Source organism: Asanoa sp. NPDC049475 (assembly GCF_040676915.1).
In the GTDB taxonomy this organism is placed as follows: domain Bacteria; phylum Actinomycetota; class Actinomycetes; order Mycobacteriales; family Micromonosporaceae; genus Asanoa.
This window is the reverse complement of record NZ_JBFAPY010000016.1, coordinates 1-17,376: the sequence shown is the minus strand read 5'-3', so window position 1 is coordinate 17,376 and position 17,376 is coordinate 1. Positions and strand designations below refer to the sequence as shown.

The window sequence follows — 17,376 nt, the reverse complement described above, 5'->3', positions numbered from 1 at the left end:
GCAGCGAACCGACGACGGGAGTGGCGATGAGCGAGCGGATCGAGGGTCACGGCGGCGAACTCGCCCTCGCGGCGTTGCGCGCGGCGGGCGTCGAGGAGATGTTCACGCTGTCGGGCGGCCACGTCTTCCCGCTCTACGACGCGGCGCACAAGACCGGCTTCCCGCTCTACGACGTGCGCCACGAGCAGTCCGCGGTGTTCGCCGCCGAGGCCGTGGCCAAGCTACGTCGCCGTCCGGGCCTCGCGGTGCTGACGGCCGGACCCGGTGTCACCAACGGCATCTCGGGACTGACCAGCGCCTACTTCAACGCGTCGCCGGTGATGGTGATCGGCGGCCGGGCACCGGCGATGCGCTGGGGATCCGGCAGCCTCCAGGAGCTCGACCACGTGCCGCTGGTCGCTCCCGTCACCAAGCACGCGTCGACGGTGTTCGCGACCGGCGAGATTCCCGGTGCGGTCCGCGCCGCCCTGACCGCCGCGCTGACCCCGCACCGCGGCCCGGTCTTCCTCGACCTCCCGCTGGAGATCGTCTTCTCGCACGACGAGGCCGACGCGCCCACGGCACCCGACGTCCCCGTGATCGAGCCGGACCCCGAAGACGTGGCCCGCGCCGCCCAGCTCATCGCCGAGGCGCAACACCCGGTGATCATCGCGGGCTCCGACGTGTACGCCTCCGACGCGATCGCGGCGCTGCGCGAGGCGGCCGAGACGCTGCGCGTACCCGTGATCGCCAACGGCATGGGCCGTGGTGCCCTGCCGCCGACCCACCCGCTCGCCTTCGCCAAGGCCCGCCGCGCCGCGCTGCGGGGCGCCGACGTGGTCGTGGTGATCGGCACCCCGCTCGACTTCCGGCTCAGCTTCGGCGACTTCGGCGCCGCCCAGGTCGTGCACATCGTCGACGCGCCGGGCCAGCGTGCCACGCACGTGCAGCCGGTCGTCTCCCCCGCCGGTGACCTGCGGCTGATCCTGTCGGCGCTGGCCGACTACACCGGCGTCCGCGCCGACCACGAGGACTGGATCGCCAGCCTGCGCACCGCCGAGGACGCCGGCAAGGCCCGCGACGCGCAGGAGATGGCCGCCGACACCGACCCGATCAAGCCCGCCCGGGTGTACGGCGAACTGCGCCGCGTGCTCGCCCCCGACGCGGTGACCATCGGCGACGGCGGTGACTTCGTCTCGTACGCCGGCCGCTATCTGGAGCCCTCGGTGCCGGGCAGCTGGCTCGACCCGGGACCCTACGGCTGCCTCGGCACCGGCATGGGCTACGCGATGGGCGCCCGCGTCACCTACCCCGACCGGCAGATCTGCGTGCTGATGGGCGACGGCGCCGCCGGCTTCTCCCTGATGGACGTCGAGTCGCTGGTCCGCCAGCAGCTGCCGGTCGTGATCGTGGTCGGCAACAACGGCATCTGGGGCCTCGAAAAGCACCCCATGCAGGCGATGTACGGCTACGACGTGGCCGCCGACCTCCAGCCCGGCCTGCGCTACGACGACGTGGTCCGGGCGATGGGCGGCGCCGGCGAGACGGTCAGCAAGGCGGCCGACCTCGGCGAGGCGCTGGAGCGGGCCTTCTCGGCCGGCGTGCCTTACCTGGTCAACGTGCTCACCGACCCGGCCGACGCGTACCCCCGCTCGTCGAACCTGGCCTGACCTGCCGGGGTGGCCCCGGCAGGTAAGAATGGTCGGCATGGCTTTGCCCATCCCGACTCCGGGTGACCTCATCGGCCTGACCCGTTCGGCCGTCAGCGTGCCCGCCCGCGCCCTGCGCGTCATCGACGACATCGAGGCGCTGGTCAAGCGGGTGGGCGGGATCGCCGACCGCGCCGAGGCGTTCCTCGACCGGCTCGACGCCCTGGCCGACCGGGCCGGCGTGCTGATCGACGGCGTCGACGCGGCGGTCACCGATGCGGAGGCGGTGCTCGACCGCACCCGCGCGGTCAGCGCCGCCGCGACCGCCCAGGTCGAGCAGGTGGCCCGGGTGGTCACCGCCGCGGCGATCCTCGTCGAGGAGACCCAGCGGCTGACCACGGCCGCCGGCACCGCGGTCGCCGACGCCCAGTCCGTGATCGGCGAGGCGGAGACGGTCGCGGTCAAGGCCAACGGCCTGGTCGACAAGGCCGAGATCACCGCGGGTACGGCCGACGAGCTGCTCGGTGTCTACGCACCCACGCTGCGCCGAGGCGCGCCGATGGCGCACCGGTTCGTCGAGCAACTGTCCGACGAAGAGGTCGACGCGGCGATCAAGCTGATCGACGAGCTGCCCAGGTTCACGAAGCACATGGACGAGGACATCCTGCCGATCCTGGCCACGCTCGACCGGGTCGGTCCTGACATCCACGAGTTGCTGGCCGTCACCCGCGAGCTGCGGCTCGCCGTCAAGGGCATCCCCGGCCTGCGCATGCTCACGAAGCGCGGCCAGGACCTCGACTGACCGTCCAGAGCTCGTCGATCTCGGCCCGGGTCGGCAGCGCGGTCGAGGCACCCAGCTTGCGGGCGCAGGCGGCGCCGGCCGCACAGGCCCAGCCCACCGCCTCGACCAGCTCGCGCCCTTCGGCCCAGGCCACCGCCAGCGCCCCGGTGAACGCGTCGCCGGCCGCCGTCGAGTCGACCGTGTCCACCCGTACGCCGGGGACCTGGACCGAGGCACCCTCCCGGTCGACGTACCAGGCACCCTGCGCGCCCAAGGTCAGCACCACCCGCGGCACCGACTGGAGCAGCGGCTCGGGCCGGCTCTCCCCGCTGATCGCGACCGCCTCGGTCTCGTTGACCACGAGCAGGTCCACCGCGTCGAGCAGCTCGGCCGGCAGCGACCGGGCCGGCGCCGCGTTGAGCACGACCCGCGTGCCGCCGGCGCGGGCGGTGAGTGCTGCCGCGGTGACCGTCTCCACCGGAATCTCCAGCTGCGCGACCAGCACGTCGGCCCCGGTGATCGCCGCCCGCTCGCGCTCGTCGAGGTCGGTGAAGCTGCCGTTCGCGCCGGGCGAGACCACGATGGTGTTCTCACCGGCACCGTCGACGGTGATGAGGGCGACCCCGGACGCGCCGTAGACGACCCGCAACAGTCCGGTGTCCACACCGGCCGCGTCGATCCGGGCCTTGAGGGTCACGCCGAACGCGTCCGAGCCGATCGCTCCCAGCAGCGTCGTCGCCGCGCCCGCGCGTACCGCCGCGATCGCCTGGTTGGCGCCCTTGCCCCCGGGCACCGTCACGAACTCGCCGCCCAGCACGGTTTCGCCCGGACGCGGCAGCACCTTCGCCTTGGCGACCAGATCCATGTTGGTGCTTCCCACGACCACTACCCGGGCCTGATCCATAGTCGGCGAGTGTAGGGGGCATCTGGCAGGCTGCTCCCCATGGACAATCCACCGATCGGGGTCATGTTCCGCTGCGAAAGCCCGCCGGAGAACCTTCCCGCGTACGCACAGCTCGCCGAGCGCCTCGGCTACGACGAGCTGTGGGTGGTCGAGGACTGCTTCTTCACCGGCGCGGTGTCGGCGGCCGCGGTGGCCGCGGCGAGCACCGAGTCGCTGAAGATCGGCATCGGCATCCTGCCCGCGGCGTTCCGCAACCCCGCACTCGCCGCGATGGAGCTGTCCAACCTGAGCCGGCTGTTCCCGGGCCGGATCCTGCCGGGCTTCGGGCACGGGGTGCCCGCCTGGGTCCGTCAGGTCGGCGCGCACCACCCGTCGCCACTGGCCGTGCTCGAGGAGACCATCGCCGCCGTCCGTGCCCTGTTGCACGGCGAGACGGTCACCACGCACGGGCGCCACGTCGACCTCGACGGGGTGAAGCTGGCGTTCCCGCCGGCCGAGCCCCCACTGCTGTCCGCCGGCGTACGCAACGAGAAGTCCCTGCGGCTGGCCGGGCGTGTCGCCGACGGCACGATCCTGGCCGAGGGCGCGGCGCCGGCCTACATCGCCTGGGCTCGGCAGCGGATAGACGAGGGCCGGGCCGAGGCGGGTCGCACCGACCCGCACCGCGTCACCGTCTACGCCCATCTCGACTTCGACGACGCGGCGAGAAGCGCCCGCTCCGAGCTCGCATCGCAGTTCAGCTCGCCGGTGCAGCCCTCGGACCCGGCCGACGCCGAGGTGCTGGCCCGGCTGGTCGCCGACGCGAAGGGTGACCTCGAGGCCCTCGCCGCGGCGCTGCCCGACGAGATCGTCGACCGGTACGCGGTTGTCGGTAACGCCGACAGTTGCGGCAACGCCGTCTCCCGGCTGGCGGCGGCCGGCGCCGACGCCGTCGTGTTCGTGCCGCCCCGCGACGCGGACCTCTCGGTGGCGCACCTGACGCTGGCCGCCGAAGCCCTGTTGGGTGGGTGAGCATGTGCTCCCGGTCGCCGGGCCGCGGGGCGCACCTGCCGCCCGGTCGGCTGCGTGATTGGATGACCGCGTGCCGACCAACATGATCGACGACGCGGTGCTCGCCTTCGACGGGATCGGCGTCACGCGCAACCGCAACCAGCTGCTGCGCGACGTCGCCTGGACCGTCTATCCGGACGAGCGCTGGGTGGTGCTCGGCCCCAACGGCGCCGGCAAGACCACTCTGCTGTCGATCGCCGCCGGCCAGCTGCACCCGACCACCGGCAGCGCGGTCGTGCTAGGCGAGAAGATCGGTCGCACCGACGTCTGGGAGCTGCGCACCCGGATCGGCATCACCACCGCCAAGCTCGCCGAGCGGGTGCCGGGCGAGGAGCGGGTGCTCGACGTGGTGGTCACCGCGGCCTGGTCGGTGGTCGGTCGCTGGCGCGAGCAGTACGACCCGCTGGACGAGGCTCGCGCCCGCGGCCTGCTCGACCAGCTCGGTGTCGCCGCGCTGGCCGACCGGACGTACGGCACCCTCTCGGAAGGTGAGCGCAAGCGGGTACAGATCGCCCGGGCGCTGATGACCGACCCGGAGCTGCTGCTGCTCGACGAGCCCGCCGCCGGCCTCGACCTGGGCGGCCGCGAAGACCTGCTCAAGCGCCTCACCGCCCTCGCCGACGACCCGGCCGCGCCGGCCCTCGTGCTGGTCACTCACCACGTCGAGGAGATTCCGCCCGGTTTCACCCACGCCATGCTGTTGCGGGAGGGCGCGATCGTCGCGCAGGGCCCGGTCGAGCAGACAATCACGGCGGAGCACCTCTCGAACACCTTCGGGCAGCCGCTCGTGGTCACGCGGAACTTCGGCCGCTACACCGCACGCGCCGCATAGGTCCCCACCCGTCACGGGCTCTCAGGCAACGCACAGGAAGCCGCGCTAAGCCTGAGAGATCCGTCACGCGGGGGGCAGCGATGGTGTTGACACGAGTGCTTCTGGTGGCCCTTGTGGCCAGTGTCTTTGGAAACTCCGGCCGGCGCCAGGTGCCCGCGTCGGGGTCCGCGCGCGGTTCCGGGCAGGGCCCCCCGCCCGGGGCCGCGCCGCCGGAGGCCGCACCGCCACCACCGCCCGCGTTCACCCAGTGGCCGATGCTGTCGGTGGCCGGCGCTGATCCGTCCACCCTGGACAGTGCGGAGTGGACACTCTGGGACGAGCCCGTCCGGGTTTCCGTGACCGACGCCGGCAAGCTCGATCGCGCGGCCGAGCTGGTCGGCGGCGAGCTCGACGCGATCGACGTGGCCGCCAGCCGGATGCGGCCCGACTCGGAGCTCGCCTCGGCCGGCGACGGCAGCGAGGTCAGCCCGCTGCTGGCCGAGCTCGTCGCGGTGGCCCTGTCCGCCGCCCGGGAGACCGACGGCGACGTCGACCCGACCGTCGGCGCGATGCTCGGCAGCCTCGGCTACGACCCGGACTTCGGCGCGTCGGTGACCACCGGCACGACCCGGCACGTCCAGGTCGGTCAGCTGGCCGTCTATCGCCCGCCGACCTGGCAAGAGGTGCGCCTCGAGGACCGGCGGCTGACGATCCCGGAGGGCGTCACGCTCGACCTGTCCGACACGATGCGGGCGCGTGCGGTCGACCGCTGCGCCGCGCTGGTCGCCGCGAGCCTCGACACCGGTGTGCTGGTGTCCGTCGGCGGCGACGTCGCGACCGCGGGTCCGGCACCGCGGGCCGGCTGGCCCTTGCTGGTGCGCGACGGCCCGGTCGATCCGGCCGCCCGGGTGTCGCTGCCCGGCGGCGCGGCCGTGTCCACCGCGAGCAGCCATCACCGGCACTGGGACACCGCCGAGGAACTGCTGCAACAGATCGTCGACCCGGAGACCGGACATGCCGCGCGTCCCGCCTGGCGCACCGCGTCGGTGGCGGCCTTCTCCGCACTGCGCGCGACCGCCGTCGCCAACGCCAGCCTGACGCGCGGCGTGCTGGCTCCTTCGTGGCTGGAGGCGCTCGCCGCACCGGCCCGTCTCGTCGGCAACGACCGTGCGCTGCGCTTCTTCGGCACGTGGCCGACCGCCGCCGAGACCTGACGGGGTAGCCCCACAGCCGGTTCGCATGTGACGATCGGCGCCGTGTCTGTCTCACGGCGTGTGTTGTTGACCGGCGGTCTGGCCGCCGCGGTGGGTGCGGCGACCAGTGCTTGCGCCGATCCGGCGGGGTCTCGCTGGCTTCCCGGCCAGGCTGAGCCCTCCGGCACCGGAGCCGGCGCCGGCCGGCCCACTTTGCCCACGCCCAGGCCCGCCGGGTCCGCGGTCGTCAAGCAGCAGCCGCCCGCCAAGATGGCCGAGACGCTGCGCCGCTACCTCGCGCCGACCCGCGAGAATCCGAACCATCCGACGTACGCCGGTGCGGTCGCGCACCTCACCGTCGCCGGCAAGGTGATCAGCCAGGTCGCCGTGGGTGATGCGCTGCGTTACAGCGCCGGCCCGGTGGAGCTGCCGAAAGCTCAGCGGGTCGCGATGCGCACCGACTCGATCTTCGACCTCGCCTCCCTCACGAAGATCTACACCTCGATCCTGCTGCTGCGGCAGGTCGACCGTGGCACCGTCGACCTCGCGGCACCGGTCGCGTCCTACCTGGACGGGTTCACCGGCACGGGCAAGGGCGCGGTGACGGTCCAGATGCTGCTGACCCACACCAGCGGTCTGCCCGTAGGGGCCAAGGTCACCGGGCTGTCCTCCGACGCCGATCGACGCGAAGCGGTGCTGGAGACGCCGTTGGTCAAGGGCGCTGTGCCGGGCAACACCTTCCGCTATTCCAGCGTCGGCCTGATGGTCGCCGCGATGCTCGTCGAGGAGATCACCGGCCAGCGCCTCGACGTCGTGCTGAAGAACGACCTGACCGGCCCGCTCGGCCTGCGTGACACGGGTTTCAAGCCCCTGACCTGGCTGAGCAAGGACGCCCAGGCCAAGCGCCTGGCGGCCACCGACGCCCGCACCTCCCGCGGGCTGCTGCGCGGCACGGTGCACGACGACGTCGCCAACATCATGGGCGGAGTCGCGGGTTCCGCGGGCGTGTTCAGCACCGCCGCGGACGTCGCGGTCATCGGTGAGCTGCTGCTCAACGGGGGCACGTACAAGGGCGAACGGATTCTCTCCGCGGCGGTCGTCAAGCGGATGCTGACCAACGCGAACAAGGGCAAGCCCGCGATCGACCCCGAGCGGCCGCAGCGCACCGCTGACCACGGCCTGGGCGTGGTGCTCAACCAGCCGTGGTTCATGGGCAGGCTGGCCGGGCCGCGCACGTTCGGACACACCGGCTTCACCGGCACCTCGCTGGTCGTCAACCCGGACCGGCGGCTCGTCTTCGTGCTGCTCACCAACCGGGCGCACCCCAACTGGAGCTGGGCCGACCCGGATCCCGCCCGGGTGGCGGCGGCGAACACCATATGAGTCCGTGGGCCGGTCCCGCGGCGGTGGTCGCGGTGCTGGCCGCCGCCGTGCTGCACGCGACCTGGAACGCGTTGGTCAAGGGCAGCGGCGACCAGATCGGCATCATGGCCCGCTCGAGCCTGGTCGGCGCGGCGGCCAGCCTGGTCGCGGTGTGGTTCGTCGACCTGCCGGCCCGGGCCTCGTGGGGTTTCCTGATCGCCTCGGTGGTGATCCACGTCTTCTACAACCTCGGCCTGCTCGCCGCCTACCGGCTCGGTGACTTCAACCAGACGTACCCGCTGGCCCGCGGTCTCGGTCCGGTGGTGGTGGCGGTGTTCGCGGCGCTGGTGCTGCACGAGCCACTCGCCCCGCTGCCGGCGATCGGCGTGCTGGTGATCGCCGCCGCGATCGGTGTGCTCGGGCTGACACCCTGGCGGAAGGTGCGGGCCAACCGCCCGGCGGTGCTCGCCGCGGTCTTCACCGGCCTGACGATCGCCACGTACACCCTGGTCGACGGCGTCGGGGTGCGCCGCAGCGAGGGCGCGGCCGGCTACACCCTGTGGCTGTGCGGCCTGGAGTTCGCGGTGACGGCGCTGATCGCGGCGGCCCTGCGCAAACGGGTCGCGACCCCGATCCTCTCGGCCGGCGGCCGCGCCTGGCTGGCGTCGGCCGCCGTCACCGTCATGGCCACCGCGGCGTACGGCCTGGTGCTGTGGGCACAGACCCAGGGCGCGCTCGCCGCGGTGGCCGCGCTCCGCGAGAGCAGCGTGGTGGTCGCGGCCGTGATCGGCATGATCGCCTTCAAAGAGCCGATGGGCCGGTTACGCGTCGCGGCCAGCGTCGCCGTGGCCGTCGGCGTCGCCCTGCTCGCGCTGCCGGCCGCCTGACGGCCTATTCGCCGAACTTGGAGAGGCGGCCGGTGCGGCGGGCGTGCCGCAGCGCGTGTGCCACGAAGGCCAACGCGCCCGCGACGAGGAGCAGGTCGAGCAGCGCGGCCATTGCGACGCCGGACCAGTCGATGCCGTGGCCGTCGAGCACGCCGCGCAGGCCCTCGAAGACGTAGCTGGCCGGGACGGCGTGCGCGATCGCCTCCGCCACCGGTGGCAGCACCGCCACCGGGTAGAACACCGCCGCGAACGGCTGGAAGGCGGCCGAGAGCACCCAGGCGACCGACTGCGTGCTCTCGCCGAACCGGATCACCACCGCGATCGAGACGATGCCCAACCCCCAGCCCATCACGACGAGCAGGGTCGCGAACGGCACGAGCGCCGGCCCGATCGTCGCGACGCCGAAGCCGTAGAGCAGCAGGGCCAGGCCGGACATGACGGCGGTGCTGACGGCGATCAGGCCCGCCCCGAAGATGACGTGGCCGGTCAGGAACTCGGCCAGCGACATCGGACTGACGAACACGTTGAGCAGGTTGCGGCTCCACACGTCGTGCAGGAACATCGCGGCGAGCTCGCCCTGCGCGCGGCCGACCAACTGCCACAGCAGCACGGCGCCGAGCAGCATCGAGACCGCGATCGGCACGTTGTTGGCGCGCAGGAACACCGAGACGAAACCCCAGATCACCAGCTCCAGCACCGGCCAGAAGAAGATCTCCAGCAGGCGGCCCCCGTTGCCGCGCAGGGCGTAGAAGTCACGCCTCACGATGCCGAGCACCCGGCTGCGGCGGGCGGCGCCGCTGGTCACGTCGTAGACGATGGCGCACCTCCCCGGGCCACTCGCAGGAACACCGCTTCCAGATCGTCGACGCCGTAAGCCCCGGCCAGCTCGACCGCGCTGCCGGTGGCCACGATGCGGCCGCCCGACACGAAGTGCACGCGGTCGCACATCCGCTCGACCTCACGCATGTTGTGCGAGGTGATCAGCATGGCCCGCCCGGAGGTCGCGGCCTGCTCGACCAGCAGACCCCGGATCCGGTCGGCGGCGTCGGGGTCGAGGTTGGCCGTCGGCTCGTCGAGCACCAGCAGCCCGGGGTCGTTGAGCAGCGCCTTGGCCAACAGCACGCGCGTCTGCTGGCCGGAGGACAGCCGCGAGAACTGCTGCCGCCGCAGCGGACCGAGGTCGAGCATCTCCAGCATCTCGGCCACCCGCGCGGCCGGCCGGCGCAGCCCGTAGAGGTGCGCGTAGACACTGAGGATCTCGCCGACCCGCAGCACGGCGGGCAGGTGCAGGTAGCTCGCCGCGAAGTTGGCCCGCGCCAACGCCCGTGACCGGTCGCGGGCCATGTCGTGCCCGAACATCTCGACCGTGCCCGAGTCGGGCATGGTCAGGCCGAGCACCATGTGCAGGGTGGTGGTCTTGCCCGCGCCGTTGGGCCCGAGCAGGCCGACGACCTCGCCCGCGGCGACGGTGAAGCTGACCCCGTCGACGGCCGCGACGGAGCCGAACCGCTTACGCAGCGCGGTGACCGTCAATACGTCCATGCTCTCGATGGTCGGCCGCGACCGCCACGCTCAGCAAAGCATTTACTGACGCAGCGTGCGGATCAGCCCGAGCACGTCCCGGGTCACCGGGCGCAGAACCCGCAGGCGGGAGAGCCCGACGAGGCGGTCGATCAGCGGCACCACGCCGTTGATCAGCGCGCGGGTTTTCGTCTGATCGGTGGAACGGTCGTAGACCCAGTAGAGGATGACGCCCATGTACGCCAGCCAGAGCAGCTCCGGCAGCTCGTCGCGCAGCTCGGGGTCCACTTTGGCCGTGGAGCCCGTCAGCGCCTCGCGGAACAGGGCGATGGACGCCTCCCGGGTCGGCGACGACTCGGATGAGAACGGGCTCAACGGCGAGGTCGGCTCGGCCGCGGTCTTGAAGAACGTGGCGGCGAACTCGTGGGACGGCGTCATGGTGTCGATGCCGGCGTGCAGCACGCCGCGCAGCCGCTCGGCGAAGTCGGTCTCGGTGGCCAGCACACGTGTGGCCCGACTGCGGTGCTCGACCGACGTCTCCGCGTAGAACTCCTGGATCAGGTGTTCCTTGGAGCCGAAGTAGTAGTAGGCGTTGCCGACCGCGACCCCGGCCTCCTTGGCGACCGCGCGCATCGTGGTCTGGGCGTAGCCGCGCTCACGGAACAGCCGCATCGCCGTGTCCAGGATGAGCTTGCGCGTCTGCTCACCGCGGGCGGTCACGGGCTCGGCGCCCGCGGCGGTTGCTGACTCGGCGCCGGCGGCGCCACCGACCCCCGTTTGCTCGGCGGCACCGCCGGCGTCGGCGGGCGGCGGAACGGATCGGTCGGTCATTTTTCTCACCGTACCGACTCGACTCCGCCGTGTCGAACACGTTCAACTTCCAGGTGCGACTCATCGTACGCGAGAGTTGAACGCGTTCAATCAGCGCAGTCCGAGCACCGCCGCGGCCGCCCGCCCGTTGGCGTGGCTCGCACCGAAGGTGGTCACGAAGGCCCGTACCCCCGCCGGTCGCCAGCTCGACGGCCAGCCCATCTCGACCACGGTGACGGGGTGGCGGGCGGCCAGCGCCTCGATCAGCTCCGTCGCGTTGGCGAGCCGGTGCGCGTGCCGGGCGACGACCACGATCGGCCGGCCGCCGGCCCGTGCCAGCAGCTCGTCGGCACCGGTCGTGGCAGCCACCGCACGGATCTGCTCCACACCGTCGACGTGCCCGCGCAACCCCCACGGCACCCGACCCTCGGCGATGGTCGAGGTCGCGGCCAGCTCGATCACCAGCGGCTCGGCGCCGACCAGCGGGTCACCCTCGATCCGCACGGCACGGCGGGCCGCGTCGTAGCCCAGGTCGTCCGCCGCCTTTTCCGTGGGTGCCGCGGGTGCCGTCCACGCGGCCAGGGCAGCCGTGCGCTCGGCCGCCTCCTCGACCCGGGCCGGGTCGAGCCGGCCGTCCTGGATCGCCGCGACGATCTCGGCGGCGGTCTCCTCGACCAGCGGCGCGTCGATGTCGGCACCGATGCACAGCAGGTCGGCACCGGCGGCCAGGGCGAGCGGTGCGGCCTGCGCGGTGCCGCCGGCGACGACCGCCGCGCCCTTCATCTCCAGCGCGTCGGTGATCAGCGCGCCGGTGAAGCCGAGCTCGCCGCGCAACAGGTCGTGCAGGGCCGCTCGGCTGAACGTGGCCGGCGCGTCGCCGGTCAGCTCGGGCACCCGGATGTGCGCGGTCATCACGCTTTTCGCGCCGGCCGCCACCGCTGCCACGAACGGCGGCAGATCGCGCTCACGCAGCACGGCCAGCGGAACGTCCACCGTGGGCAGTTCGAGGTGCGAGTCCGCGACGGTCGCGCCGTGACCCGGGAAGTGCTTGGCACAGGCGGCGACCCGGGTCTCCTGGAGGCCCTCGACCGCGGCCGCGGTGTGCGCGGCGACCAGCGCGGTGTCGGCGCCGAAGGACCGGGTGCCGATGATCGGGTTGTCGTCGGCGGTGTTGACGTCGACGGTCGGCGCGAGGTCGACGGTCACGCCGACCGCGGCGAGCTCCGCGCCGATCGCCCGGTAGACCGCCCGGGTCACCTCGACGTCGTCGAGGGCGCCGAGCGCGGCATTTCCGGGGTACGGGCTGCCGGTTCGGTGCGCGAGCCGGGTGACGTCGCCGCCCTCCTCGTCGATCGCCACGATCACGGCGGGGTTCGCGGCGCGCAGCGCGGCCGTGCAGGCGGCGACCTGATCACGGTCGACGATGTTGAAACCGAAGAGGGTGTAGCCGGCCAGCCCGTCGGCGGCGAGGTCGAGCGCCCAGGGCGGCGGGGTCGGTCCGGGGAAGGCGGCGAGCAAGGTGCGCAGCGCTAACCGGCGCAGAGTGGGATCAATCGCCATCGGTACTCACCCTCTTGTGACTCGCTGCTGCCGGGTCGTGTGATCGTCGCACCATTCGCTTCCCAGTACGCTACGCCTACTCGTAAGGCGACTAATGTATTAGTAAAGATTCCTTATTGCTAGAGGATGTCGCATGGGGTCGACCCGCCTGCCCGGTACCCCGCGCCTGTTGCGCGCGCTGAACGACCGCGCCGCACTGGAGCTGTTGCTCACCCGTGGCCCGCTCACCCGCGCCCAGCTCGGCGAGCTCACCGGCCTGTCCAAGGTCACCGCTTCGCAGCTCGTCGAGCGGCTCGAGGAGCGCGGCCTGGTCACCCGGGTCGGCGAGCAGGCGGGTGGCCGCGGCCCCAACGCGCAGCTCTATGCCGTGCGGCCCAGCAGCGCGTACGTCGTCGGGGTCGATGCCTCCGCCGACCGCGTGGTGGCGGCCTGCGCCGACATCACCGGCAAGACCGTCGGCCAGGTCGAGATGTCCACGAAGGACACCGACGACCCGGTCGGCGTGGTCCACGAGGCGGTCATGCAGGCGGCCAGCAGCGCGCACGCCCCGCTGGCCAGCGTGCGGCGGGTCGTGCTCGGCACGCCGGGCCTCGTCGACCCGGGCTCCGGCGACATCACCTTCGCGTTCAACCTGCCCCGCTGGCACCGCGGCCTGCTCGCCGCCCTCCGCGAGGACCTGCACACGCCGGTGGTCTTCGAGAACGACACCAACCTGGCGGCCTGCGCGGAGGCCGAGTTCGGCGCTGCTGCCGGCGTCGACGACTTCGTGCTGGTCTGGGCCGGGGTCGGCGTCGGCCTCGCGATCGTGCTCGGTGGCCGGCTCCACCACGGCAGCAGCGGGGCGGCGGGCGAGATCGGCTACCTGCCGGTGCCGGGGGTCCCGGTCAACCGCGACCAGTCGCGACGGTCCCAGCCGCCGTTCGGCCAGCTCGCCGGCGCCGCGGCGCTGCGGTCCGTGGCCCGCGAGCACGGCTTCCGGGGTGCCACGGCGGCCGACGCGATCCGCGCGACCATCGCGGCCGGCACCGAGGGCGGGCCGGCGCTCGACGAGATCGCGCGGCGGTTGGCGCTCGGCGTGGCCAGCACGTGCGTGGTGCTGGACCCGCCGCTGGTGGTGCTGGCCGGTGAGGTCGGCCAGGCCGGTGGGACGGCGTTGGCCGAGCGGGTGCAGCACGAGGTGGCCGCGATCACCCTGGTGTCGCCGAAGGTGGTGGTCACCCAGGTCGACGAGGAGCCGGTGCTGCGCGGCGCGCTGCTGACGGCCCTGGACGCCGTCCGCGACGACGTCTTCGGCTCGACGACCAGCTAGATCACCCGCGCGGGTTGTGAATCGGCCGCCGCTGGCGGCAGGGCGCGCGCCGGGCGGCCGCCACGGTCGGTCGGGACGCCGCCTGCAGCGCGTGCTCCGAGGGCTGGACGGCCGTAGCAGTCGGTCGGGACCCCGCCTCGGCAGCGCGTGGTTCCGCGGCTGGACGGCCGTAGCGGTCGGTCGGGACGCCGCGTCGGCAAGGCGATCCGGTCAGGGGCCTTCCGGGCCGAACACGCCGTAGCCGACCCAGCCCAGGTCCGGGAAGCCGGCCGCGGCGGCGACCTTCGACGACGCGAGGTTCTCCGGGTCGTGCAGGTAGGTCGGCACGGCGCCCTCGTCGAGCACCCGGCGGGCCGCCTGCGCCACCAGCCGGCGGGCCAACCCTTTTCCCCGAGCGGCGGCCTCGGTGCCGACCGCTAGCTCGTGGCCGTACTGGTCGTGCCGCTTGATCCCGACGCCGGCCAGGTAGTCGCCCGACTCGTCGCGGGCGATCAGCACCTCGCCGCCGAACGGGCGCAGCCACGGGGGCACGGCCGGGTCGTCGACGGGCACCCACTCCCCCGCGTCCGGGAGCGGTGTCGGGGCGGTGGTCCAGCGGAAGACGACGCCGGAGGCGCGCCAGCCGTCGTACCCGACCGCGCCCGGAAGCTTGTCGAGAAGGTCCGGCATCGGCAGGTCGGCCAGCGCGCGGACGGTCTCGACCCGCTGCGGCGGCACCGAAAGCAGCACACCCTCGGGCGCGCCGACACCGACCGCCGGACGGATGCCGCCGTCCCAGGCCGGACGCAGCCGTTTCTCGAAGCCGACGACCTGAAGCGCCTGTTTGGTGGGCCATTGGCCCAACCAGGTCACCAGATGGTGGTAGAGGCGCGTGTCGAGCACCCGGGACCTCCAGGGTCAGTGGAAGCGTCGAAGCCGAAGGCTGTTGGATACCACGAACACCGACGAGAGTGCCATGGCGGCACCCGCGATCATCGGATTGAGTAGTCCCGCCGCGGCCAACGGTAGCGCGGCGACGTTGTAGGCCAGGGCCCAGAACAGGTTTCCCTTGATGACCCGCAGCGTACGTCGAGAGAGCCGGATCGCGTCGGCGGCGGCCGTGAGATCGTCGCGGACCAGGGTCAGGTCGGCGGCCTCGATCGCCACGTCCGTGCCCGCGCCCATCGCCAGCCCCAGGTCGGCCTGGGCCAGCGCGGCGGCGTCGTTGACCCCGTCACCGACCATCGCGACCACGCGGCCCTCGTCCTGGAGTCGCTTGACCGTGTCGACCTTGTCGGCCGGCAGCACCTCGGCGATCACCTCGTCGATCCCGACGCTCTTCGCCACCTCGCGCGCGGCGCTGGTGTTGTCGCCGGTCAACAGCACGGGCCGCAGGCCGAGCCGGCGTAGCTCCGCGACCGCGCCCCGGCTGCTGGGCCGGACGTCGTCGGCCAGCACGAGGCGCCCGCGTACCCGCTGATCGATCGCGACGGTGACCACCGTGTGGCCGGTCTCGTCGTCGGCGGCGTCGGTGCCGGTGAACTCGGCCCGGCCCACCAGCACCTCGTGCCCCTCGACGATGCCGCGGACCCCGCGGCCCGGCGTCGAGCGGAAGTCGCTGACCGGGGGCAGCGTTGTCCCGGCGGCGGCGACGATGGCCCGGCCGATCGGGTGCTCGGAGCCGGCTTCGACCGCGGCGGCGTACCGGAGGAGCTCTTCGGGGCCGTCCGTCTCGATCACCGCGAGCTTGCCGGTGGTCACGGTGCCGGTCTTGTCGAGGACGATCGTGTCGACGGTGCGGGTCGACTCCAGCACCTCCGGCCCCTTGATCAGGATGCCGCGCTGCGCGCCACGCCCGGTGCCGACGAGCAGGGCGGTCGGCGTGGCCAGCCCGAGGGCGCACGGGCAGGCGATGATCAGCACGGCGATGCCCGCGGTGAACGCGGCGGCCAGCCCGCCGCCGGTGCCCCACCAGTAGCCGAACGTCCCGGCGGCGAGCACCAGGACGATCGGGACGAACACCCCGGAGATCCGGTCGGCCAGCCGCTGCACCTCGGCCTTGCCGCTCTGCGCCTGACCGACCAGCCGGGCGATGTGCGCGAGCTGGGTCTCGGCGCCGACCTTGGTGGCGGTGACGACGAGGCGCCCGTCGGCGTTGACCGTGCCGCCCGCCACGGGGTCACCGGGTTTCACCTCCACCGGGACGGACTCGCCGGTGAGCAGGCTCTGGTCGATCGCCGAGGCCCCCGCTTCGATCACTCCGTCGGTGGCGATCTTCTCGCCGGGCCGGACGACGAAGCGGTCGCCCTTGCGGAGCTCCGCGATCGGCCTGGTGACCTCCCGGCCGTCTCTCAGGATGGTGACCTCTTTGGCGCCGAGGTCGGCGAGGGCCTTGAGCGCGGCGCCCGCGCGGCGCTTGGCCCGCGCCTCGAAATAGCGCCCGGCCAGCACGAACACGGTCACCCCGGCGGCCACCTCGAGGTAGATCGAGTCGGAGCCGGCACCGCGTTGGAGGGTGAGCTCGAAGCCGTGCCGGATGCCCGGCTCGCCCGCCATGCCGAAGAACAGGGCCCACGCCGACCACCCGAGCGCGGCCAACGTGCCGATGGAGATCAACGTGTCCATCGTCGCGGCGCCGTGCCGCAGGTTGACCCAGGCGGCCCGGTGGAAAGCGGAACCACCCCAGACCACGACGGGCGCGGCCAAGGTGAGTGAGAGCCACTGCCAGTAGGTGAACTGCCAGGCCGGGACCATGGCGAGGACGATCACGGGTACGGCCAGCAGGGCGGAGACCAGCACCTTGTCGCGGAGCGCCCGGGTCTCGTCGCGCGTGTCGTCGTTGGTCGTGGTGACGTCTTCGAAGGGAGCCGGGGCAGGCTCGGCGGTGTAACCGGTCTTCTTGACGGTCTCGATCAGGTCATCGACGGAGACGGTCGTGGGAGCGGACACGGTAGCGGTCTCGGTGGCGTAGTTGACGGACGCCGTGACCCCGGTGAGCCGATTGAGCTTCTTCTCGATGCGGCTGGCACAGGACGCGCAGGTCATGCCCCCGATCACCAGTTCGATCCGGTTCTCCACCACGTCCGCCACCTTACCCCCCGGAGGTATCCCCACCACCCGAGCGTACCCCTGGGGGGTATGAAGTCAAGCCACGACAGCTATTCGTTCGCGACTTCGGCAAAGCCGTCCAGATCTCGGCGGAGCTCGGCCAATGGAGGGTGCTGGCGCAGACACTCCGCGAGTGGACGGCCGCTCGACGACGACCACGGCCCCGTGCCCGGCCCAGAGGAATGACCGATGCCGGCCAAGCGCGGCGACCGCGTCGCCCCTCCAGGCCAGCCCGGTGGCTGGGAAGCCCGGTTCGCGACCTCCGACCAATGGCAATACGAGGTCACGTCCGGTGGACGGATTTGGTACTGCCCCGACGAGGACCGCCGCATCGTGTGGGTGGTCGCCGCATCACCGGCGCATCCGAAAGCGACCGTATAGGAGACGTCTCGTCGACCGAGGCCTGGACCAGCGAGTGGTCGCCGATCGGCTCCACTTCGACCTCGCGTACGCCCGGCATGGTCCGCATCCGG

15 protein-coding genes are annotated in these 17,376 nt (G+C 72.7%); 8 read left to right on the top strand and 7 right to left on the bottom strand.

The features are described from left to right. Nucleotides 1-26: 26 nt before the first annotated feature. Both AB0J88_RS39155 and AB0J88_RS39150 read left to right on the top strand, forming a co-directional pair. Nucleotides 27-1,649 (top strand): acetolactate synthase, encoded by a 1,623-nt coding sequence (locus AB0J88_RS39155; RefSeq protein ID WP_364358828.1) that lies wholly within the window; start codon nt 27-29, stop codon nt 1,647-1,649. Between the two features lie 37 nt (nt 1,650-1,686). After that, nucleotides 1,687-2,430 carry a hypothetical protein gene (locus AB0J88_RS39150; RefSeq protein ID WP_364358831.1) on the top strand — a complete coding sequence of 248 codons (744 nt, stop codon included), beginning with the start codon at nt 1,687-1,689 and terminating at the stop codon, nt 2,428-2,430. Here the strand turns inward: AB0J88_RS39150 and AB0J88_RS39145 are convergent. Next, nucleotides 2,402-3,313, bottom strand: a complete 912-nt coding sequence (locus tag AB0J88_RS39145; protein ID WP_364358834.1) for a ribokinase — start codon at nt 3,311-3,313, stop codon at nt 2,402-2,404. The genes AB0J88_RS39150 and AB0J88_RS39145 overlap by 29 nt on opposite strands. Nucleotides 3,314-3,352: 39 nt before the next feature. Here AB0J88_RS39145 and AB0J88_RS39140 point away from each other — a divergent pair, with 39 nt between their 5' ends. The 5 genes from AB0J88_RS39140 (at nt 3,353) to AB0J88_RS39120 (ending at nt 8,616) form a co-directional block, all read left to right on the top strand. After that, nucleotides 3,353-4,324, top strand: coding sequence for an LLM class flavin-dependent oxidoreductase (locus tag AB0J88_RS39140; RefSeq protein ID WP_364358837.1), 972 nt, complete (start codon nt 3,353-3,355; stop codon nt 4,322-4,324). An 82-nt stretch (nt 4,325-4,406) separates the two neighbouring features. Continuing rightward, nucleotides 4,407-5,195 (top strand): ABC transporter ATP-binding protein, encoded by a 789-nt coding sequence (locus AB0J88_RS39135; protein WP_364358906.1) that lies wholly within the window; start codon nt 4,407-4,409, stop codon nt 5,193-5,195. Between the two features lie 254 nt (nt 5,196-5,449). Then, the gene (locus AB0J88_RS39130; protein WP_364358840.1) at nt 5,450-6,388 is read left to right on the top strand and encodes an FAD:protein FMN transferase; all 939 of its coding nucleotides are present in this window, start codon (nt 5,450-5,452) and stop codon (nt 6,386-6,388) included. A gap of 42 nt (nt 6,389-6,430) precedes the next feature. Further along, entirely contained in the window at nt 6,431-7,750 is a 1,320-nt protein-coding gene (locus AB0J88_RS39125) for a serine hydrolase domain-containing protein (protein ID WP_364358843.1), read from the top strand. Beyond that, entirely contained in the window at nt 7,747-8,616 is an 870-nt protein-coding gene (locus tag AB0J88_RS39120; protein ID WP_364358846.1) for a hypothetical protein, read from the top strand. Before AB0J88_RS39125 ends, AB0J88_RS39120 begins: the two co-directional genes overlap by 4 nt. Before the next feature lie 4 nt (nt 8,617-8,620). Here the strand turns inward: AB0J88_RS39120 and AB0J88_RS39115 are convergent, their stop codons facing one another. From AB0J88_RS39115 to AB0J88_RS39100, 4 genes are all read right to left on the bottom strand, one after another. Beyond that, nucleotides 8,621-9,421, bottom strand: coding sequence for an ABC transporter permease (locus tag AB0J88_RS39115; protein WP_364358849.1), 801 nt, complete (start codon nt 9,419-9,421; stop codon nt 8,621-8,623). Continuing rightward, complete coding sequence (locus AB0J88_RS39110) at nt 9,418-10,158, bottom strand: ABC transporter ATP-binding protein (protein ID WP_364358852.1); 741 nt, start codon at nt 10,156-10,158, stop codon at nt 9,418-9,420. The genes AB0J88_RS39115 and AB0J88_RS39110 overlap by 4 nt, the downstream gene beginning before the upstream one ends. Before the next feature lie 42 nt (nt 10,159-10,200). Next, nucleotides 10,201-10,968, bottom strand: a complete 768-nt coding sequence (locus AB0J88_RS39105; protein ID WP_364358855.1) for a TetR family transcriptional regulator — start codon at nt 10,966-10,968, stop codon at nt 10,201-10,203. A 90-nt stretch (nt 10,969-11,058) separates the two neighbouring features. Beyond that, nucleotides 11,059-12,507, bottom strand: coding sequence for a glycoside hydrolase family 3 N-terminal domain-containing protein (locus AB0J88_RS39100; RefSeq protein WP_364358858.1), 1,449 nt, complete (start codon nt 12,505-12,507; stop codon nt 11,059-11,061). 133 nt (nt 12,508-12,640) lie between these two features. Between AB0J88_RS39100 and AB0J88_RS39095 the strand changes: the two genes are divergently transcribed. Continuing rightward, nucleotides 12,641-13,816 carry an ROK family transcriptional regulator gene (locus tag AB0J88_RS39095; RefSeq protein ID WP_364358861.1) on the top strand — a complete coding sequence of 392 codons (1,176 nt, stop codon included), beginning with the start codon at nt 12,641-12,643 and terminating at the stop codon, nt 13,814-13,816. 210 nt (nt 13,817-14,026) lie between these two features. Here the strand turns inward: AB0J88_RS39095 and AB0J88_RS39090 are convergent, their stop codons facing one another. Together AB0J88_RS39090 and AB0J88_RS39085 are read right to left on the bottom strand one after the other, a co-directional pair. Beyond that, nucleotides 14,027-14,698, bottom strand: coding sequence for a GNAT family N-acetyltransferase (locus AB0J88_RS39090; protein WP_364358864.1), 672 nt, complete (start codon nt 14,696-14,698; stop codon nt 14,027-14,029). Between the two features lie 15 nt (nt 14,699-14,713). Beyond that, nucleotides 14,714-16,840 (bottom strand): heavy metal translocating P-type ATPase, encoded by a 2,127-nt coding sequence (locus AB0J88_RS39085; protein WP_364358909.1) that lies wholly within the window; start codon nt 16,838-16,840, stop codon nt 14,714-14,716. Between the last annotated feature and the right edge of the window lie 536 nt (nt 16,841-17,376).

Excerpts from the sequence above, each read along its gene's own strand:
- AB0J88_RS39095 (WP_364358861.1), top strand. The coding sequence starts at position 12,641 with ATGGGGTCGACCCGCCTGCCCGGTACCCCGCGCCTGTTGCGCGCGCTG.
- AB0J88_RS39100 (WP_364358858.1), bottom strand. The coding sequence starts at position 12,507 with ATGGCGATTGATCCCACTCTGCGCCGGTTAGCGCTGCGCACCTTGCTC.
- AB0J88_RS39120 (WP_364358846.1), top strand. The coding sequence starts at position 7,747 with ATGAGTCCGTGGGCCGGTCCCGCGGCGGTGGTCGCGGTGCTGGCCGCC.
- AB0J88_RS39155 (WP_364358828.1), top strand. The coding sequence starts at position 27 with ATGAGCGAGCGGATCGAGGGTCACGGCGGCGAACTCGCCCTCGCGGCG.
- AB0J88_RS39130 (WP_364358840.1), top strand. The coding sequence starts at position 5,450 with ATGCTGTCGGTGGCCGGCGCTGATCCGTCCACCCTGGACAGTGCGGAG.
- AB0J88_RS39150 (WP_364358831.1), top strand. The coding sequence starts at position 1,687 with ATGGCTTTGCCCATCCCGACTCCGGGTGACCTCATCGGCCTGACCCGT.
- AB0J88_RS39140 (WP_364358837.1), top strand. The coding sequence starts at position 3,353 with ATGGACAATCCACCGATCGGGGTCATGTTCCGCTGCGAAAGCCCGCCG.
- AB0J88_RS39135 (WP_364358906.1), top strand. The coding sequence starts at position 4,407 with ATGATCGACGACGCGGTGCTCGCCTTCGACGGGATCGGCGTCACGCGC.
- AB0J88_RS39145 (WP_364358834.1), bottom strand. The coding sequence starts at position 3,313 with ATGGATCAGGCCCGGGTAGTGGTCGTGGGAAGCACCAACATGGATCTG.
- AB0J88_RS39110 (WP_364358852.1), bottom strand. The coding sequence starts at position 10,158 with ATGGACGTATTGACGGTCACCGCGCTGCGTAAGCGGTTCGGCTCCGTC.
- AB0J88_RS39105 (WP_364358855.1), bottom strand. The coding sequence starts at position 10,968 with ATGACCGACCGATCCGTTCCGCCGCCCGCCGACGCCGGCGGTGCCGCC.
- AB0J88_RS39085 (WP_364358909.1), bottom strand. The coding sequence starts at position 16,840 with ATGACCTGCGCGTCCTGTGCCAGCCGCATCGAGAAGAAGCTCAATCGG.